A 17,655-nucleotide genomic window follows, 5' to 3' on the forward strand; every position below is an offset into this window, starting at 1 on the left:
CTGGGATGACGAGGTAGAGGGTGCTGGGATGACATAGGATAATATGGGATGAAGGAAGAAAACATTAGCTATGTTTTTTGCATAACAATGCATCTCTTCATTCCTGCCAAATCATATACGTATTCTTGAAAAGCTAATTTGTATGAGGGTATTATTTTGTCAATATCATTTTGATCTTCGCCTATCTCCAATATCGCAAACCCATTTTTTTTAAGGCACTTTCTCAATATTGGAAAAATGCTCAAGTAACAGCTCAGACCATCAATTCCACCATCAAGGGCAATTTTTGGTTCCTTTTGCACTTCGGCTTGCAGGTCTTTCAATTTGCTTCTTTTAATATATGGAGGATTACTGATTATAAGATCGAATGAACCTCTGCACTCTGTCCATGAGCTTGGAAATATTTTGGCTCTGCTGAGAAGATTATGTTTCTTTATGTTCTGATAGGCAACTTTGTATGCTTCCAAGCTTTTTTCAAAACCGATACCAACGGCATATTCATACTCACTAAGTACGGATATCAATAAACAACCTGTGCCTGTACCAAAATCTGCAATTTTTAGTCTCTGCTTTTTATTTGGGTAATATTTTAACACTGCTAGGATTATTGTTTCACTATCTGGTCTTGGATCCAAAACATGCTGGTTAACTATAAAATTTTTACTCCAGAATTCACGATTACCTATTATTTGCGATATTGGATATCTTTCCGCTCTTTTTTTTGTTAATTTCCAAAATAAAAGTTCTTTCTCCATCGGCACTTGATCAGCATGGTTCATAATTATGAATGATCTTTCCACTCCAAGTACGTGCTGCATGATGATTTCACAATCTAAATGTGGTGATTCAACTTTATGTGACGATAATAACTCCGATCCTTCTTGAATTAAAGTGCTGATTGTTTTCATTATTCTAAAAATGTGTTCCTTTCAGCCATAAACGATGAGTATATATAGCTAACTTAAATAAGGCTTACCTTCTCTGTCATCCTATGGCTTGACCATAAGATCTAGTTAAAAAAAATTCTAGATTCCAGTGTCAGCTACTTGCATGACACCATTTGCTATGCGGATTACCTTAGCCTAGAATAACTGCATCAGATCCCAGCGTCAAGCACTGGGATACTTAACCGTCATACCGCATAAGTGTTGAAAGTGCAGTCACACAAGGTGATTAATGGTATGTAAATCTCCTCTTGATATCAACCTTCGTTGTTGGGAAAGCAGATAAACCACGTCAAAAATTCGCTTAAACCTTCTAACCACAGGCAAAAAGGCGCTTTTTTGATTTATTTTATTATCATTGAAATTTATGCCATTAACCACCTTATATAATGCCACTTATAGCACTTTCAACACTTATGCGCCGCGGCGCTAACACATAGCGGAATACTTGACCTTTACAGGGATGACGGTTGTCAGGCTAGCTGTCATCCCAGTGCCCCATAAGTGTTGAAAGTATCAAAAATAACGTGATATGAGATGATCAACGGCATGTAAATTACCTCCCGACAGTAAAACAATCGAACGTATAAAAGAGTCATTTAGATCCAATGTGAATTGCAGTAATGCTATTTTGAACCCATGTAGATTATTTTTGATTTTATAAACAAGAAATAACAAAGCCGTAATAATAATCATGTACCTTCATGCCATTCATAGTATGGCTTAAAAAGTGCTTATATCCAAGATTTTGCTTTATAAATTTAAAGAACACTTCTATATCCCATCTGCGCCTATATAGCTCTGTTACTTCATAAGCTGGCATTTCAAACAAGTTTGTCAAAAACCATATTTCATCTCCAATTTTATTTCTGATTTTTATTAGCCGTAGATCATGCTTTTCTGCCACTTTACCTCGTGCACGATAAAGATTAACTATTATATCTTCTAAAATCTCTGATCCATCCGATTTTTGTTCTCTTAGAGCATGTCTTCAAACTGAGTAGAAAGAAGTTAAGAAGTATGGTATAAGGTACATTTTAAGATGTACCCAAGCGATATAAGTGACAAAGAATGGAAGACAATAGAGCCATATTTTGAACCTAAAAAGACCGGCAGACCAAGAAAACATAGTATTAGAACAATTATTAATGCAATCCGCTATATGATGAGAACAGGATGTCAATGGAGACAACTGCCTAAAGATTTTTCACCATGGAAAACCGTATATAGTTGTAATTCGCGCTTGAAAAAAAGTGGAATATGGCAAGAAATTCATGATTTTCTAGTTAAAAAAGTAAGAGAGATGATTGGTAAAAATAAGACTCCATCAGTAGGTATAATTGATAGCCAGTCAGTGAAAACTACTCAAAAAGGGGATCCAGAGGATATGATGCTGGCAAAAAAATAAAGGGCAGAAAACGCCATATTATTGTAGATACTGTGGGTCTTGTAATTGCTGCTGAAGTACAGAGTGCAAGTATTCAAGATCGTGATAGTGCTCTAAATCTTTTTGCCCAAGTTAAATGCAAAGTTCCAACTTTACGTAAGTTTTTTGCTGATCAAGGGTACATAGGTAAATTACAAAACAGATGCTTATTGGAAACGGGATGTTTATTAACGATTGCCAAGAAAATAGTTGATACAGGATTTCAAGTTATTCCCAAACGTTGGATTGTTGAAAGAACTTTTGCCTGGCTTTCCAATTTTAGGCGCATGAGTAAAGATTACGAGCATTCTCCTCTCACCTCAAAAAACTATATCTTCTTTAATATGATCACTATTATGCTTCACAAATTAGCTCATTCTTCAGTTTGAAGACATGCTCTTATAACTTTGTTCCTGCTTATAACATCATGTTTTCTTCCTACTTTAACTCTTGTGATAAATTTGTACTCCTTTTCATCAAATTCGGCAAAAGTTCCAACTTTTCTGATTCCTCTATCAAATAATAAAATATCCTCTTTTTCAACTTTAGCTTCATTAATTGCTCTCACTAATGCTATATCTTCACTACTTTCTTCTTGTCCTTTACAAAATCTTATACTTGTCGGCAATTGATCCTTTAATCCTACACTCACTTTAACTTGACTGTCGTTACTTTTACCGCCTATTTTTAGCCCATCTTTTATGAGATATCCCGATAAATTTATGATCGTCGAATCAAACTTATGTAAGTTATTTGATGTTTTTTGGGGTAATAGCTTTTTAATCTTGCTCATCAAATCAATATATACTCCCTTAAAATATTCTGGATTTATAACTTTTAACCTTTTTGACAAACCACTGTATGTTACTGTACTTTTATCGCTATTCTTATCCATTATACACCTGTTTATTACCATTTCTAGCGCTCTTAGGCTTGTTTTTTGCCCCATTAATATTAACTTCATTAGAGCATGTCTTCAAACTGAGTAGAAAGAAGTTAAGAAGTATGGTATAAGGTACATTTTAAGATGTACCCAAGCGATATAAGTGACAAAGAATGGAAGACAATAGAGCCATATTTTGAACCTAAAAAGACCGGCAGACCAAGAAAACATAGTATTAGAACAATTATTAATGCAATCCGCTATATGATGAGAACAGGATGTCAATGGAGACAACTGCCTAAAGATTTTCCACCATGGAAAACCGTATATAGTTGTAATTCGCGCTTGAAAAAAAGTGGAATATGGCAAGAAATTCATGATTTTCTAGTTAAAAAAGTAAGAGAGATGATTGGTAAAAATAAGACTCCATCAGTAGGTATAATTGATAGCCAGTCAGTGAAAACTACTCAAAAAGGGGATCCAGAGGATATGATGCTGGCAAAAAAATAAAGGGCAGAAAACGCCATATTATTGTAGATACTGTGGGTCTTGTAATTGCTGCTGAAGTACAGAGTGCAAGTATTCAAGATCGTGATAGTGCTCTAAATCTTTTTGCCCAAGCTAAATGCAAAGTTCCAACTTTACGTAAGTTTTTTGCTGATCAAGGGTACATAGGTAAATTACAAAACAGATGCTTATTGGAAACGGGATGTTTATTAACGATTGCCAAGAAAATAGTTGATACAGGATTTCAAGTTATTCCCAAACGTTGGATTGTTGAAAGAACTTTTGCCTGGCTTTCCAATTTTAGGCGCATGAGTAAAGATTACGAGCATTCTCCTCTCACCTCAAAAAACTATATCTTCTTTAATATGATCACTATTATGCTTCACAAATTAGCTCATTCTTCAGTTTGAAGACATGCTCTTAGACCTTTAAATATAATCTTGCCCAACAATTTAGTATTACATTTATCTACTTCACTTAATTTTCCTAGCCTTTCTAAATCCTCATCTTTTATTAAATTTAGTACTCTTTCTATTTGATCCATTATTGCCTCCATTTTCTTGCAATAATAGTTCTTTATGTCTTTCTTGTGTTACTTTCAACACTTATGCAGGTAGCCCCTATGATGTCATTCCAGTGCTTGACACTGGAATCCAGCTTTTGATCGAAAATGTTGTATAGTACATAATCAATTTTTCTGGATCCCAGTGTCTGGGCACTGGGATGACGAGAAAGGAGCGCTGGAATGACAGCAGTCCTACGTCATACCGCCGCGGTATCTCTTAACATAGATCCCGCTAACACGTAGCGGGATGACGGTTGTCAGGGTGTCATCCGAGTAGCCCCTTTTTGTCATCCAAGTAGCCTTCTTCTCCTGTCATCCCAGTGCGTGACACTGGGATCTAGTCTTTATTATGCAGCCACTTATTTAAAGTGAAGTTTTCTGGATCCCAGTGGGCTTTGTTGCATCGCTAGCTATGATGGATTAAAGATAAAAAAGATGGAGAATATCAGTAGCTTATTATTCTGGTATTTATAATAAGAACGGTCAGTGAATACCTAAATTTGAGTAAAAGAAATTTCACTACCACTCACTAATCTGGCTAAAATTCAAGAATTTCAATGCTTTAGCTATTTTCAATAGAATTAAATTTATTAATATAAATAATAAATTACTATTCTTAAATTTGATCAGATTGATTGCAAAAAAACAAGATTTTCAATAGGTTGCTTATAATTCTAACTATAGTTAGCCTTTCATAAGTAGCGATGCAACAAAGCCATCCCAGTGTCAAGCTACTCGGATGACACCCTACTTAACCGTCATACCGCCGCGGTATCTCTAGGCTCTGTGGACAAAATTTTAGAGAAGCCATACAAGAGCTCCAACAAAATTGAGAAAACCCATAAAAACCTCAGCAGTTTTATCAAATCTGGAAAAAATGCGCCTAAAATTTTTAATTTTACCAAAAAAACACTCAATCAAATGACGTTCTTTGTAGATATGCTCATCGTAATACCTTTGCACTTTTCGATTCCGTTTTGGCGGAATAACTACTGTACATCCCTTGTCTTCAAGACTTGTAACAAAGGCATTGCTATCGTAGCCCTTGTCAGCTACTACAGTAGAGTTATAGATACTTTCGGTCAACACTTGTGCCTGCGTAATTTCATTTCTTTGACCAGGAGTCAGAGTAAATTTAAGTGGATTTCCAAGTGCATCGACAAGCGCATGTATTTTAGTTGTAAAGCCACCTTTGCTCCTCCCTAAAGCTTCTTGATCCTTGGAGTTTTTTGTATATCCAGATGAACATGGATGGGCTCGGATGATCGTACCGTCGATTATAGCAACTTCTAAATCAGGCTCTTGTTTAGTATATTCAAGCAATTTTTTCCAGACATCTCTTTCACACCATCTTTTAAATCGCTTATGTATACTCCTGTAATTACCATAAGTTTTTGGTAAAAGTCTCCATTGGCAACCACTTCGCACTATGTACCACACTGCCTCTATGAATATTCTTAAACGTTTTTCATCTTTGCTGTGCATTCCTTTTACGCTTTTTATGAACTCTAAAATTTGTTTCCAATTTTCCTCTTTGATGTAATATTGCATATGGTAGTTTCTCCATTTTTTACCTATTAGGCTAAACTACCATCTTTTTCTCTCTTTTCATATTTTTTGTCCACAGAGCCTAGATCCCGCTAACAAGCAGCGGGATGACGAGATGCCACCGCGAACCGTCATACCGTCACGGTATCTCAGCCGCTAACAAGCAGCGGGATGACGGTTGTCGTTTAGCCATAAATATTAAGAAATTCACCAAATAAAAAAAAAGGCAAAAGAAGCCCTGGTCATTGTCTATTTTCAGTATTGGCGTTTTTTAAGTCTTAAATACTGCAATTTAGCTGCTTTTAAATGCAACTAACCTTAGCTACAAATGTTTAAGAAATTTACTAGGCAGAAAAAAAAGGCAAAGAAAACCCGTGGTAGCTAGTTATTACACTCTCTATTTTAAAATTTGACGTTGGGTGATGTCTTGAACGCTTTATAAGCGCGTTTCAGCTTATGTAGGTAAAAACCTAGAAATGTTGTGAAGACATAAGGTGCACATAGTGCAAAAAATTAAACAATAGTACGCCAAATACAAGTTTTCTTGTCATTTTAATCTGCTGCAGAGATTGCGAAGTTAAATAAAATAGCTTCAGTTTTATGATAAGAGGGATGGCGGAGTTTGTCAAGTGATTTTTGTCTCTCCATGCTACTTGGGTGACATCAATAGTTGTATTTTATATTATCTTTTTGCTCTACTAGCACTCAAGTTTCCTATTCAAAATTTTCAATATCAAATCCAATTCATTTGGATTATCATACCGTATCATAACTTTACCCTTAGAATTGTTGTCATTAATTTTGATCTTTAAACCAAGTTGAGAAGATATAGCGCCTTCTATTACTGTCATATCTTGATTTCTAGTATATCTCTGCTCTTTTTGATTGTTGTTTTGATGTAGGTCCTTTATCAGTTTTTCAGTTTGTCTAACGCTTAAGCCCTGAGAAACTATTTTTTCTGCAATACTTTCCGCATTTTCAACATTAATCAACGCTCTTGCATGGCCCATAGATAGCTTTTTTTCGTTGATCATTGTTTTCACCCTACAGGAAAGTGACAACATCCGAATCATATTAGTTATGTGGCTGCGGCTTTTGCCTATAGCTGAAGCTAATTCCTCATGTGTATAGAAAAACTCATCTATCAGTTTTCTGTAAGCTTCACCTTCCTCTATTGGATTAATATCTTGCCTTTGTATGTTTTCAATAATGGATACTTCCAAGCATTCCTTGTCGCTCAGATCTTTTATGATAACCGGTGCACTATCAAGATTTGCAATCTTGCTTGCTCGCCAACGACGTTCTCCAGCTATTATTTCATAACCATCATCATTTGAATCTTTGCGTACCACGATAGGCTGTATAATGCCACTTTTCTTTATCGAATTTGCAAGTTCTCTTAATGACTCCTCGTCAAAATGTTTCCTCGGTTGAAATTTGCTTGGGTGCAGTAATGAAATAGGCAGATACTCTTGTCGATCTTCTTTATTATCATAATTATCGCCTATGAGACCAGCAAGACCTCTGCCGAGGCGTCTATCATCCTTCATACTACGCCCTCGCTTACTAGTTTCTTCTCCTTACAACTGCTCGCGTGCTTTTTTAAAATTTCCCTTGCCAAACTTATATATGCTTGTGCACCAGGACACTTAAGATCATACACAATAGCGGGTTTTCCATGAGAAGGCGCTTCTGATAACCGTACGTTACGTGGAATAACAGTCTCATACAATGGGATGATAGTTTTGTATACTTTATCATTTAAATACTGGCAAATATCGTTTTTAATCTGTTCACTGAGTTTGTTGCGCCTGTCATACATTGTTAACACTATCCCTTCTATTGCCAAAAAAGGGTTTAGGTTATTTCTTTTTATCAGCTCTACAGTTTTAACTAAATGGCTTAATCCCTCCAAAGCAAAAAATTCACACTGAAGAGGGACAATAATAGAATTAGCAGCAGTCAAAGCATTTATGGTTAGAAGCCCAAGTGATGGAGGGCAATCGATGATTATATACTCATAATTATCGCGTATCTTCTCTAATGCGCTTTTTAGCACAAATTTTCCTCGCTCAAGTTGCGATAATTCAATTTCTGCAGCTGATAAATCAACTACTGACGAAATTAGTGATAAATTTGGAATTTCCTTTATATTGAAAATTGCCGATTCTATCAATTTATTTTCGCTGCTTAGTAGTATTTTGTATATATTTTTTTCTTCCCTACTACGATAAGAAATCCCGAGCCCGGTGCTAGCATTTCCTTGAGGATCAAGATCTACCAATAAAGTGCTTTTTCCCACAGCAGCAAAGGCTGTCGATAAATTTATACTAGTTGTGGTTTTGCCAACTCCACCCTTTTGATTTACTATTGCAATAATCTTGCTCACGCCTTTTATCTTATGTATAAAATAATTCTATTGTATATATGCAAGAAACTTTTGCATTAGAAAATTTTTTTGTTGTTAACCACACTAAAATTAGACTGTCTTTTTTGCTTTGTGTAACACACTTTGAACCTTGTTTCCTAATTCATTCAGAGTGAATGGTTTTGGCAAAAAGTGAAAATCTTCTATATTGATGTCATCACTCTTTAAAAAAGCATCTTCCGCATACCCAGAAATAAAAATAACGTTGATATTTGGCCTATGGATCAATGCTTCTTTAACTATTTCTGGGCCGCTCACCTCTGGCATGATTACATCAGTGATTATAAGATCTATGTGTTGACTTTTTTTACTGATTATTTCTAGCGCCTCGCTGCCTATGCTTGCTTCTATTACATCAAATCCTTTCCTTTTTAGTGCTTTAGCAATGAATTCCCTTACTGAATCTTCATCTTCAATCAATAAAATTATACCATTACCTTTAATTTCACTTACTACCGGTCTTTCTATTTCTTCACTATCTTCCTCTCTCAGATTTTCATCTGATATGTAAACCATGGGCAAAAATATGCTAAATTTAGTTCCATGATTTACTTTGCTAGCAACATAGATGTATCCTTCAGTTTGTTTAATAATGCCATATACAGTAGAGAGGCCAAGACCTGTACCAGAGGTAATATCTTTGGTAGAAAAAAATGGGTCAAATACCTTTCCAATTGTATCACTTGTCATTCCACATCCAGTATCAATTACTTCAATCACAACATAATTTCCATGTTCGATCGTTTCCTTGTCTGGAGAAAACATATCCTGAGATGTAGAATTTAATGAGTCAATCTTTTGATTAAAGGTTCGTATAGTTAATTCCCCGCCCTTTTCCATAGCAGCACTAGCATTGACTGCTAAGTTAAGTATAACTTGCTCTAATTGCCCTTGATCAGCCCTAACAGCACCCAAGTCTCTACCATAATAAATGTTAAATTTTATATTTTCACCTATTAATCTTTTTATCATTTCATAAAGATTAGCTATAGTTCTATTTACATCAATAATTTTTGGCTGCAAGGTCTGTCTTCTTGAAAAAGCAAGCAATTGTCTTACTAAATTTGATCCACGCTTTGCATTTTGCTGTATCTGTATTATATCTCCAAAAGATGGATCACCAGCTGAATGCTGGAGTAAAAGCAAATCGCAAAATCCTATTATCCCAGTCAATATATTGTTGAAATCATGCGCAATACCACCTGCTAACTGCCCTATAGCTTGCATCTTTTGATAATGCTCAAGCTTTATCTCTAGGTTTTTGTGTTCAGTATTATCAATAAAATAACAAATTATGAATATCATTTTATTATGAAGAAACTTATTGAAATATATTTTTATGTTATTACCGCCGTTGAGCTGCACATCAAAGTACGCATTATTTATTCTATTACTTGAAAAATATTCACGTATTTTCACATGATAACTATCCAATATCAATGTAAAGATTGAATTATTATCTGACCCTGCAAGCTTTATTAGTGCCGTATTTTTCTTTACAAAGTTGCCGTTTATGTCACATTGTGCAATAGCAATTGATGAATTTACAAAACAAGGGTGTAATTGATAATCAACAATATTTGATTCGGTTGGTGTTATAAAGCCATATATATAGCTATGGTTGTATTTATCACAAAATATAGCAGTGCTCATATAAGCCTTGAATGGAATACCACTTATAGTAAAAAACAAAATTTCATTATCGGTTGTTGTATTGTTATATTTAGATTGAGATATAAAATCACTGATTGAGCTACCTTTTTCCAGTTTTTTCAGTTCAAATATGTCTAAAAATCTTTTATTTACAGATAAAATCACCCCTTTGGCATTTGCAATGTAAGTTCCTATACTGTGTTTTTCTATTAACTCTTCATATATCTGCTCCTTGTTTATCTGTGTTGCTTTTAACACAAAATACCCATCTGGCCTTGCTATTGGCACTAATGATAAATTTAAAATCTTATTACTATTTATAGCAATTTGGGGATTATCTGGTATCGGCTCAAAGAGCAAAAGAAAGTTAGATACTCTATTCTTCTTGTTTAAGGAAATGCATACCTGTACAGAAGAGTTATTTTTTAGTGCATGATAGAGTACTTTTTTGTCTGCTTCTGAAACATCTCCTATTTCAAGAATCTTGCCTAACGTAATGTCATCATCTATATGATCTTTAAACCTTTCGTAGAACCTTGCATCAGCATAAATAATACCTTCATCTTTATGTAAAATAAGGCAAAATTCTGTATTATGATTTAGTGCATTTGCAAATATTGCATTTTGAAATTCTATAGTGTTAAGTAGGTATCTGTAGCGTTTTACATTATATATCATAAAGAGAGTTGTTAGAATGCTAACTAATAAATTAATCTCTATATTAATATGCTGACTATATATATCAAAAAAGTAGAGTATCGATATTGCTACTGGAGGTAAGAGCATAATAACTGCCATCACAACAATTGACATTCCATAATTTCTTAGTATGAAGTCAACCCTGTTCTCTTTTTTGTTATCTATGTATCTTTTACTCATTATTGTTACTTGGCATCGTTGTACATACGAAAATGTTTTATTATATTGATTTAATTATTATAGATTTATTAACGTCTTTGATAGATAATTATCATCCAAATCTAATTAAGTTCCTTAGGCTCTGTGGACAAAATTTTAGAGAAGCCATACAAGAGCTCCAACAAAATTGAGAAAACCCATAAAAACCTCAGCAGTTTTATCAAATCTGGAAAAAATGCGCCTAAAATTTTTAATTTTACCAAAAAAACACTCAATCAAATGACGTTCTTTGTAGATATGCTCATCGTAATACCTTTGCACTTTTCGATTCCGTTTTGGCGGAATAACTACTGTACATCCCTTGTCTTCAAGACTTGTAACAAAGGCATTGCTATCGTAGCCCTTGTCAGCTACTACAGTAGAGTTATAGATACTTTCGGTCAACACTTGTGCCTGCGTAATTTCATTTCTTTGACCAGGAGTCAGAGTAAATTTAAGTGGATTTCCAAGTGCATCGACAAGCGCATGTATTTTAGTTGTAAAGCCACCTTTGCTCCTCCCTAAAGCTTCTTGATCCTTGGAGTTTTTTGTATATCCAGATGAACATGGATGGGCTCGGATGATCGTACCGTCGATTATAGCAACTTCTAAATCAGGCTCTTGTTTAGTATATTCAAGCAATTTTTTCCAGACATCTCTTTCACACCATCTTTTAAATCGCTTATGTATACTCCTGTAATTACCATAAGTTTTTGGTAAAAGTCTCCATTGGCAACCACTTCGCACTATGTACCACACTGCCTCTATGAATATTCTTAAACGTTTTTCATCTTTGCTGTGCATTCCTTTTACGCTTTTTATGAACTCTAAAATTTGTTTCCAATTTTCCTCTTTGATGTAATATTGCATATGGTAGTTTCTCCATTTTTTACCTATTAGGCTAAACTACCATCTTTTTCTCTCTTTTCATATTTTTTGTCCACAGAGCCTAAAATTTGTTTCCAATTTTCCTCTTTGATGTAATATTGCATATGGTAGTTTCTCCATTTTTTACCTATTAGGCTAAACTACCATCTTTTTCTCTCTTTTCATATTTTTTGTCCACAGAGCCTAGGATCTTGATTCCTCTTTGCGCTTCTACCATTTTGGTCTATGCGTATCAACCTTATTTCGCATATTCCTGCTGACGACAATTCAAACATAAGTTCCTTTCGTAACCTTATCCAACTCTGTTCGCAGGGATTTACCATAAGGTTAGGTATTACCTGCTTTTGTCTCATGCTTGCATCCCAGAAGTTGCCACTTTCTAAAATGTGAGACATACTTTATCCCTGATGTTTAGGGAAGATGGAATTTAACCACCACAAAATCACGACTTTCGGGTCGCACCCCATCATATAGGCAGTACGTTTGCCATTATAAGGCATATTAACTTGATACTTAAGAGCATTGAAGGTTTGAGTAATGAGGCCATTTTAGAAAGTAATTGTGCTATGAGTCAGCACGATGAAATTTTACATTCAACAATTAATTTTGATATTTTAATAAAAGGAGGTGATAATGAGCAAATTACAGCTAAAAATTAAAGGTCATGACAATAATTTTATTGTGTTAAATAATATACGAAACCTAAGAGCATGTCTTCAAACTGAGTAGAAAGAAGTTAAGAAGTATGGTATAAGGTACATTTTAAGATGTACCCAAGCGATATAAGTGACAAAGAATGGAAGACAATAGAGCCATATTTTGAACCTAAAAAGACCGGCAGACCAAGAAAACATAGTATTAGAACAATTATTAATGCAATCCGCTATATGATGAGAACAGGATGTCAATGGAGACAACTGCCTAAAGATTTTCCACCATGGAAAACCGTATATAGTTGTAATTCGCGCTTGAAAAAAAGTGGAATATGGCAAGAAATTCATGATTTTCTAGTTAAAAAAGTAAGAGAGATGATTGGTAAAAATAAGACTCCATCAGTAGGTATAATTGATAGCCAGTCAGTGAAAACTACTCAAAAAGGGGATCCAGAGGATATGATGCTGGCAAAAAAATAAAGGGCAGAAAACGCCATATTATTGTAGATACTGTGGGTCTTGTAATTGCTGCTGAAGTACAGAGTGCAAGTATTCAAGATCGTGATAGTGCTCTAAATCTTTTTGCCCAAGCTAAATGCAAAGTTCCAACTTTACGTAAGTTTTTTGCTGATCAAGGGTACATAGGTAAATTACAAAACAGATGCTTATTGGAAACGGGATGTTTATTAACGATTGCCAAGAAAATAGTTGATACAGGATTTCAAGTTATTCCCAAACGTTGGATTGTTGAAAGAACTTTTGCCTGGCTTTCCAATTTTAGGCGCATGAGTAAAGATTACGAGCATTCTCCTCTCACCTCAAAAAACTATATCTTCTTTAATATGATCACTATTATGCTTCACAAATTAGCTCATTCTTCAGTTTGAAGACATGCTCTAAGGTTTACTTTGCGTAATAACAGAGAAGAGGTGAAAGATATTTCTTCTTTTGGCTGGAGAAAAGTGCTCGATTGTGCTGGAAGCAGACATATTACGATAAAAATTAATGGAATTTTAGACTCTGTATTAGCTGATGAATTATTACGTAATTCTGCTATATTAAACTCTAATAATGATTATGAAATTAATTTTAACACTAAGGAAAAGATCAGATTACGGTGTTCAGTTGAACTGTATGAGAGGTATTATGACCCCGCTGCTTTTGACAGTTTTACTGTAGTTTTAGCGAGTGCTGAAGTTGTAAACGCTTTTCATTAATGTTAATTTAATTTTTTCATATACAATAGTAACTGGTGAGAATTTTAACTAAATTAAAAAAAATCATGAACGACGAAGACCTTTTCGAGGAAGACGATGATAATATTGAAGAAAATAATGATGATAAAAGAGAGAAAAGTTTAGAAAATGAAAATCAGCAAAATCAAGAAGAACAATACAAAGAGGAAGATAAGCAATACATAATACAGTATATTCAAGACTATTTAAAAGCTTTTGAGGATATTCTAAATCAGATCGACGAAGGAATTGATAATTCGGATAGTTACGAAAGGACTATGCAAATAAAGCGAAGCATAGACAGGCTCATAGAGACTTTATATAGTCAGGCTGCGTCTGAAGATATTGATGCAGAATTTGAAACCACAAAGCATACTCGCGATAAATCAGAATCTATGAAAAGGGTTAGAGAGAAAAGAAGGAAGCAAGCAATAGAAGAAGTATTAAGTAGCATGTTTGCCCAGCAACAAAAGGAGCTAATGAACGCTAAACACTTAAGTCATGGACATGAAACAGCACATGATGATGAAGCAAAAAAACGAGTGAAGTCTTCAATCAGGGGAGTGTTGTTTTCGGTGATTGCTCATAGGATGGATCCAAGAAGGAGAGCAGGGGAAACTGCTGACGATAACGAAAAGCAAGCTCATATATATGGCAGGGAAGCAGTTGGTGGAGCTTTAGGTGCATTGTTAAAAACATTTTTAACAGCAGTTACTGCCGTTGTGCGCGAAATTGCTAAGCCACTTCAGAAACAGGAAACATCTTTTGCAAAACAAGTTGAAGAAAGCAGAAACGCAGATTCACAAAAGGGTCGATCTGTGTAAGATTTCTCTTTGTAATAATCTTTCGAGGGAGTGTTAAATAAACTGTGTCAAACCGCATTTTTAGTTCAACTCAATTTTCAATCTATTAGGAAAGAAAATGTCGAACTGAGACATAGTTAATGCCCAATTAGGCAAAGCCATAGTCCATTTTTGCTCTACCTTTTTTATAGCACAATACACCTGTTTATACAAGGCATTTGTACTAGTAAATGAGCCCTTAGTTTTAGTAAATTTTCTGATCTGCCTATGTAGCCCCTCAATAGGATTGGTAGTATAAATTAGCTTCCTAACTGGGCCAGAATACTTGAAATAACCGGACAAATTTTCCCAATTATTCTGCCACGATTTTACAACCAATGGGTACTTTTCTCCCCATTTTTCTTCCAACTCAAGCAAATAATTCTCGGCAATTTCTCTGCTTGCAGCACGATATATTTTTTTCAGATCATTCATGAAAACTTTCACATCTTTGCTGGATACATATTTCAGAGAATTTCTTATCTGATGCACTATACATAGCTGTACTTCTGCTTTAGGAAACGCACTATTTATCGCTGCAGGAAAGCTTTTTAGCCCATCTACACATACAATTAGAATATCTTCTACTCCTCTCTCTTTTAGATCATTTAGTACTCCCAACCAGAAGTTAGCTCCTTCACTTTCAGCCAAATAAAAACCTAATACTTCTTTTCTGCCATTTTGGTCTATGCCCAATATATTGTACATACATTTACTTACACAATGTCCATCCTCTTTGACCTTAAAAAACATCCCATCCATAAATACTATCGGGTATACTGATTGCAGTGGACGACTACGCCATTCATTGATTATAGGTAGCAATTTGTCAGTAATACTTGATATCTCTGCCACCGATATTTTGTGATCATAAATTTCCTCAACATGTGACGCTATATCTCTATAGCTCATACCACTGGCAAATGTGCTCAAGATCTTCGTTTCAAGCTCTGGTTTGTTTGCCTTTTTTTGACTATTTGAGGTTCAAAATTTCCATCTCTGTCTCTTGGTGTTAATAGCTCAAATGAACCTGCACTGGTACGTAAAGTCTTTCCATTCCTCCCATTTCTTCGATTATTTTCTTCGCTTTCAGCCAACAAGTGATTTTCTATTTCACCTTCCAAACTTGCCTCCAGCAGTCTTTTTATAAATGGTGTTAATGCACCATCTCTTCCTGTCAACGGCCTGCCTATCTCGTATAGACGACAGGATATTTGTTTCTAATTCTTTATAATCTACCAAACCGGTAGTTCTGTTTACTACTTTCTGACTCATTGTCAAACCTCCATTTTTTTATATCAATTTATTACTTTTTTTTCGGTTTGACACACTTTTTTGAACATTCCCTGATTCTTTGCTCTATCTATTAAATTACTAACGTCTCCTAATAGGCTAGTAGTTATATCCATGTTCATAATTTTACTTTTGGTAAGTATAGCACATGGTTTATTTTTATTCTGAAAAAACATTACTACTTCCACTTATCACTTTAAAACCACACGAAACCATATCTCCAGTCCTTGCTACACCAATACCATTCACAAATACGCTGTTTGATCCTTGAGTTAGTTTCTCCCCTAGAGTTAAGATATCTCCTTTTCGACACACAGATCTACCGTTTACAAAAACATCGCTGCTTCCACTCATACAAACATGTGCTGGTATTCCACTGCAATAATCTCCTACACAAACGATTGCTTTACCCATATACTAGTTTAGATCTATTCTTTTTGCTTTGAGTTTTATTCCCTTTTTTGTCATTTCTATACTTGATTCCCCAACTTTTAGCGTTATTTTATCTATTACATCTATCTCTAAATGATGTTTATCTTTATCGTACGATAACTTTGTCCCATCTTGAAATTTTGCACTATTTATTTCCTTTTTATTCTCCGGAGGGGGATATTTCTCCTGATATATTGCCGGTAATACTACTCCTAATGATAATTCCCCGAACGGTGATAACACTACTACCTGTTCATCAATATTCGGTGGTGACCAGCTTTCAGCTCGATAAGTTATCCATGGTAACCAATCTGTTAAAAATTCTCCTACCTTTACCCTTACTTTTGCTTTTTCATAGTCTATTTCTTTGATCAGACCTATACGAATAATGTTCGCTAGCCTTCTATTTAACTCTGCAATCGCAAAATTATGGTCTAACATGTACTTCACCTATCTCTATAATATGCGGCTTAATTCCAGCTTCTGACCACACTGACTTTCCTACGTGCATCTCATGAGCCCATTCTACTAACCACACTAAATATGCATCTAATTCTGGTCTAAAATTGTCTACTTCCGCTGATAAAAACTCTCCAGGTGCAATATTTTTCACGTTCCAAGTATTTTTACTTACAACCCTTGCAACTTCCGCTGCCAGTGACCTTACAACTACCGAGGAATCCTCGACTGTTCCATCAACTATCACTCTTGCCTCAAATCTTCCTCTCAGCGCCAATTCCTCTGTTCCCGGATCTTTTCCTGGCTCTAAACTCACAAGCTCTACAAACACTGCTGGCGCTATTATTTCCCGACGTACCGCTCTATACACTTCACATGTCTGTATTGCTGGTATTTCTTCTTTTAGCGTTGTACAAATCTTCTGATGTAGATCTCTCCAAAACATACGCTCTTAAAATAAAATTAAGTTCATGGTCGAAATACTTCTCAAATACTCTTTCTGCTTCATTTTCGGCTAACTCTTTCATTGTTTTCCGAGCTTGCGTGTTTACTTTAATTTCATCTATTGGTATGTACCTTCTTCTGAATATTCCTATATGACCATTTTTCATTGTTGCTATAAATGCTCCTTCATACATACGGCTTCCTGCCCTTGCTCCTATTTTTGTCTGTTTTATGCTCCCAAGTTTTGCTACTCCTATCCACTGCGAACTGAGCTTTACTACTGACCATAAGCGCTTTCTGTTTGCTTTATCCACACTTAACTTTTTTCTCATCGCTTTTTTTGGTATTTGTTTTTCTTCGCTAACTTGTTTGACAGTTTGCGATCTTACCCATAGCGCTGTTTTGTTTAATGCCCTCACCGTCGCTTTTTCCACTTTTTTCCTTTCAGCATCTATACTTTGTATGGTGACTTCGATGTTAATACGCATTTGACGCTTGAATTTTCCACAATACTCCTGAATTGTCTCTGAGCGGTGCTACCTATGGCACATCTCTTCC

Annotated in this window: 20 protein-coding genes and 3 pseudogenes; 9 read left to right on the plus strand and 14 right to left on the minus strand. The window is 35.1% G+C overall.

What is annotated here, in order from left to right; translation table 11 throughout:
• Positions 1 to 68 precede the first annotated feature (68 nt).
• Both prmC and OPR26_RS00610 read right to left on the minus strand, forming a co-directional pair.
• Complete coding sequence (prmC, locus tag OPR26_RS00605) at positions 69 to 908, minus strand: peptide chain release factor N(5)-glutamine methyltransferase (protein ID WP_265015938.1); 840 nt, start codon at positions 906 to 908, stop codon at positions 69 to 71.
• A 694-nt stretch (positions 909 to 1,602) separates the two neighbouring features.
• Positions 1,603 to 1,851 (minus strand): transposase, encoded by a 249-nt coding sequence (locus OPR26_RS00610; protein ID WP_265015939.1) that lies wholly within the window; start codon positions 1,849 to 1,851, stop codon positions 1,603 to 1,605.
• A gap of 135 nt (positions 1,852 to 1,986) precedes the next feature.
• Here OPR26_RS00610 and OPR26_RS00615 point away from each other — a divergent pair, with 135 nt between their 5' ends.
• Entirely contained in the window at positions 1,987 to 2,352 is a 366-nt protein-coding gene (locus OPR26_RS00615; RefSeq protein WP_265015672.1) for a transposase, read from the plus strand.
• A gap of 20 nt (positions 2,353 to 2,372) precedes the next feature.
• Positions 2,373 to 2,759, plus strand: coding sequence for a transposase (locus OPR26_RS00620; protein WP_265016255.1), 387 nt, complete (start codon positions 2,373 to 2,375; stop codon positions 2,757 to 2,759).
• On the opposite strand, the gene OPR26_RS00625 is transcribed toward OPR26_RS00620, so the two are convergent.
• The gene (locus OPR26_RS00625; RefSeq protein WP_265015940.1) at positions 2,744 to 3,334 is read right to left on the minus strand and encodes a hypothetical protein; all 591 of its coding nucleotides are present in this window, start codon (positions 3,332 to 3,334) and stop codon (positions 2,744 to 2,746) included. The genes OPR26_RS00620 and OPR26_RS00625 overlap by 16 nt on opposite strands.
• Positions 3,335 to 3,397: 63 nt before the next feature.
• On the opposite strand from OPR26_RS00625, the gene OPR26_RS00630 reads away from it, so the two are divergent.
• Together OPR26_RS00630 and OPR26_RS00635 are read left to right on the plus strand one after the other, a co-directional pair.
• Positions 3,398 to 3,763: a transposase gene (locus OPR26_RS00630; RefSeq protein WP_264731180.1), complete on the plus strand. Its 366-nt coding sequence runs from the start codon at positions 3,398 to 3,400 to the stop codon at positions 3,761 to 3,763.
• A gap of 20 nt (positions 3,764 to 3,783) precedes the next feature.
• Entirely contained in the window at positions 3,784 to 4,170 is a 387-nt protein-coding gene (locus OPR26_RS00635) for a transposase (RefSeq protein WP_265016251.1), read from the plus strand.
• Here OPR26_RS00635 and OPR26_RS00640 read toward each other — a convergent pair.
• From OPR26_RS00640 to OPR26_RS00670, 6 genes are all read right to left on the minus strand, one after another.
• Complete coding sequence (locus OPR26_RS00640; protein WP_265015941.1) at positions 4,155 to 4,316, minus strand: hypothetical protein; 162 nt, start codon at positions 4,314 to 4,316, stop codon at positions 4,155 to 4,157. The genes OPR26_RS00635 and OPR26_RS00640 overlap by 16 nt on opposite strands.
• Positions 4,317 to 5,123: 807 nt before the next feature.
• On the minus strand, positions 5,124 to 5,876 hold the full coding sequence (locus OPR26_RS00650) for an IS5 family transposase (RefSeq protein ID WP_264702259.1): 753 nt from the start codon (positions 5,874 to 5,876) through the stop codon (positions 5,124 to 5,126).
• A 695-nt stretch (positions 5,877 to 6,571) separates the two neighbouring features.
• Entirely contained in the window at positions 6,572 to 7,423 is an 852-nt protein-coding gene (locus tag OPR26_RS00655; RefSeq protein ID WP_265015942.1) for a ParB/RepB/Spo0J family partition protein, read from the minus strand.
• The gene (locus OPR26_RS00660) at positions 7,420 to 8,262 is read right to left on the minus strand and encodes a ParA family protein (RefSeq protein WP_006280226.1); all 843 of its coding nucleotides are present in this window, start codon (positions 8,260 to 8,262) and stop codon (positions 7,420 to 7,422) included. Before OPR26_RS00660 ends, OPR26_RS00655 begins: the two co-directional genes overlap by 4 nt.
• 90 nt (positions 8,263 to 8,352) lie before the next feature.
• Complete coding sequence (locus tag OPR26_RS00665) at positions 8,353 to 10,833, minus strand: response regulator (RefSeq protein WP_265015943.1); 2,481 nt, start codon at positions 10,831 to 10,833, stop codon at positions 8,353 to 8,355.
• Between the two features lie 135 nt (positions 10,834 to 10,968).
• Positions 10,969 to 11,721, minus strand: coding sequence for an IS5 family transposase (locus OPR26_RS00670; protein WP_264702259.1), 753 nt, complete (start codon positions 11,719 to 11,721; stop codon positions 10,969 to 10,971).
• A gap of 482 nt (positions 11,722 to 12,203) precedes the next feature.
• On the opposite strand from OPR26_RS00670, the pseudogene OPR26_RS00675 reads away from it, so the two are divergent.
• From OPR26_RS00675 to OPR26_RS00695, 5 genes and pseudogenes are all read left to right on the plus strand, one after another.
• Positions 12,204 to 12,398, plus strand: a pseudogene (locus OPR26_RS00675) (DUF3168 domain-containing protein); the annotation flags it as partial.
• 108 nt (positions 12,399 to 12,506) lie between these two features.
• On the plus strand, positions 12,507 to 12,872 hold the full coding sequence (locus OPR26_RS00680; RefSeq protein ID WP_264731180.1) for a transposase: 366 nt from the start codon (positions 12,507 to 12,509) through the stop codon (positions 12,870 to 12,872).
• A 20-nt stretch (positions 12,873 to 12,892) separates the two neighbouring features.
• Positions 12,893 to 13,279 carry a transposase gene (locus OPR26_RS00685; RefSeq protein WP_265016251.1) on the plus strand — a complete coding sequence of 129 codons (387 nt, stop codon included), beginning with the start codon at positions 12,893 to 12,895 and terminating at the stop codon, positions 13,277 to 13,279.
• A gap of 9 nt (positions 13,280 to 13,288) precedes the next feature.
• Positions 13,289 to 13,609: pseudogene (locus OPR26_RS00690) on the plus strand (phage tail protein); the annotation flags it as partial.
• A 65-nt stretch (positions 13,610 to 13,674) separates the two neighbouring features.
• Positions 13,675 to 14,451, plus strand: a complete 777-nt coding sequence (locus OPR26_RS00695) for a hypothetical protein (protein ID WP_253302284.1) — start codon at positions 13,675 to 13,677, stop codon at positions 14,449 to 14,451.
• 60 nt (positions 14,452 to 14,511) lie between these two features.
• On the opposite strand, the pseudogene OPR26_RS00700 reads toward OPR26_RS00695, so the two are convergent.
• The 5 genes and pseudogenes from OPR26_RS00700 to OPR26_RS00720 form a co-directional block, all read right to left on the minus strand.
• Positions 14,512 to 15,744: pseudogene (locus OPR26_RS00700) on the minus strand (IS256 family transposase).
• Between the two features lie 177 nt (positions 15,745 to 15,921).
• Entirely contained in the window at positions 15,922 to 16,176 is a 255-nt protein-coding gene (locus tag OPR26_RS00705) for a PAAR domain-containing protein (protein WP_265015946.1), read from the minus strand.
• Between the two features lie 3 nt (positions 16,177 to 16,179).
• A complete protein-coding gene (locus OPR26_RS00710; protein ID WP_265015947.1) occupies positions 16,180 to 16,635 on the minus strand; it encodes a phage baseplate assembly protein V in 456 nt (151 codons plus the stop codon).
• On the minus strand, positions 16,622 to 17,098 hold the full coding sequence (locus OPR26_RS00715; RefSeq protein WP_265015948.1) for a hypothetical protein: 477 nt from the start codon (positions 17,096 to 17,098) through the stop codon (positions 16,622 to 16,624). The genes OPR26_RS00710 and OPR26_RS00715 overlap by 14 nt, the downstream gene beginning before the upstream one ends.
• Positions 17,025 to 17,585, minus strand: a complete 561-nt coding sequence (locus OPR26_RS00720; RefSeq protein WP_265015949.1) for a phage tail protein — start codon at positions 17,583 to 17,585, stop codon at positions 17,025 to 17,027. The genes OPR26_RS00715 and OPR26_RS00720 overlap by 74 nt, the downstream gene beginning before the upstream one ends.
• Positions 17,586 to 17,655 lie beyond the last annotated feature (70 nt).

This window comes from Wolbachia endosymbiont (group A) of Anoplius nigerrimus (assembly GCF_947251795.1).
In the GTDB taxonomy this organism is placed as follows: Bacteria; Pseudomonadota; Alphaproteobacteria; order Rickettsiales; family Anaplasmataceae; genus Wolbachia.

Coding starts and splice junctions, on each gene's coding strand:
- OPR26_RS00670 (WP_264702259.1), bottom strand. CDS start 11,721: ATGCAATATTACATCAAAGAGGAAAATTGGAAACAAATTTTAGAGTTC.
- OPR26_RS00680 (WP_264731180.1), top strand. CDS start 12,507: ATGTACCCAAGCGATATAAGTGACAAAGAATGGAAGACAATAGAGCCA.
- OPR26_RS00695 (WP_253302284.1), top strand. CDS start 13,675: ATGAACGACGAAGACCTTTTCGAGGAAGACGATGATAATATTGAAGAA.
- OPR26_RS00720 (WP_265015949.1), bottom strand. CDS start 17,585: ATGCGTATTAACATCGAAGTCACCATACAAAGTATAGATGCTGAAAGG.
- OPR26_RS00630 (WP_264731180.1), top strand. CDS start 3,398: ATGTACCCAAGCGATATAAGTGACAAAGAATGGAAGACAATAGAGCCA.
- OPR26_RS00715 (WP_265015948.1), bottom strand. CDS start 17,098: ATGTTTTGGAGAGATCTACATCAGAAGATTTGTACAACGCTAAAAGAA.
- OPR26_RS00625 (WP_265015940.1), bottom strand. CDS start 3,334: ATGAAGTTAATATTAATGGGGCAAAAAACAAGCCTAAGAGCGCTAGAA.
- OPR26_RS00615 (WP_265015672.1), top strand. CDS start 1,987: ATGTACCCAAGCGATATAAGTGACAAAGAATGGAAGACAATAGAGCCA.
- prmC (WP_265015938.1), bottom strand. CDS start 908: ATGAAAACAATCAGCACTTTAATTCAAGAAGGATCGGAGTTATTATCG.
- OPR26_RS00640 (WP_265015941.1), bottom strand. CDS start 4,316: ATGGAGGCAATAATGGATCAAATAGAAAGAGTACTAAATTTAATAAAA.
- OPR26_RS00665 (WP_265015943.1), bottom strand. CDS start 10,833: ATGAGTAAAAGATACATAGATAACAAAAAAGAGAACAGGGTTGACTTC.
- OPR26_RS00655 (WP_265015942.1), bottom strand. CDS start 7,423: ATGAAGGATGATAGACGCCTCGGCAGAGGTCTTGCTGGTCTCATAGGC.
- OPR26_RS00650 (WP_264702259.1), bottom strand. CDS start 5,876: ATGCAATATTACATCAAAGAGGAAAATTGGAAACAAATTTTAGAGTTC.
- OPR26_RS00710 (WP_265015947.1), bottom strand. CDS start 16,635: ATGTTAGACCATAATTTTGCGATTGCAGAGTTAAATAGAAGGCTAGCG.
- OPR26_RS00705 (WP_265015946.1), bottom strand. CDS start 16,176: ATGGGTAAAGCAATCGTTTGTGTAGGAGATTATTGCAGTGGAATACCA.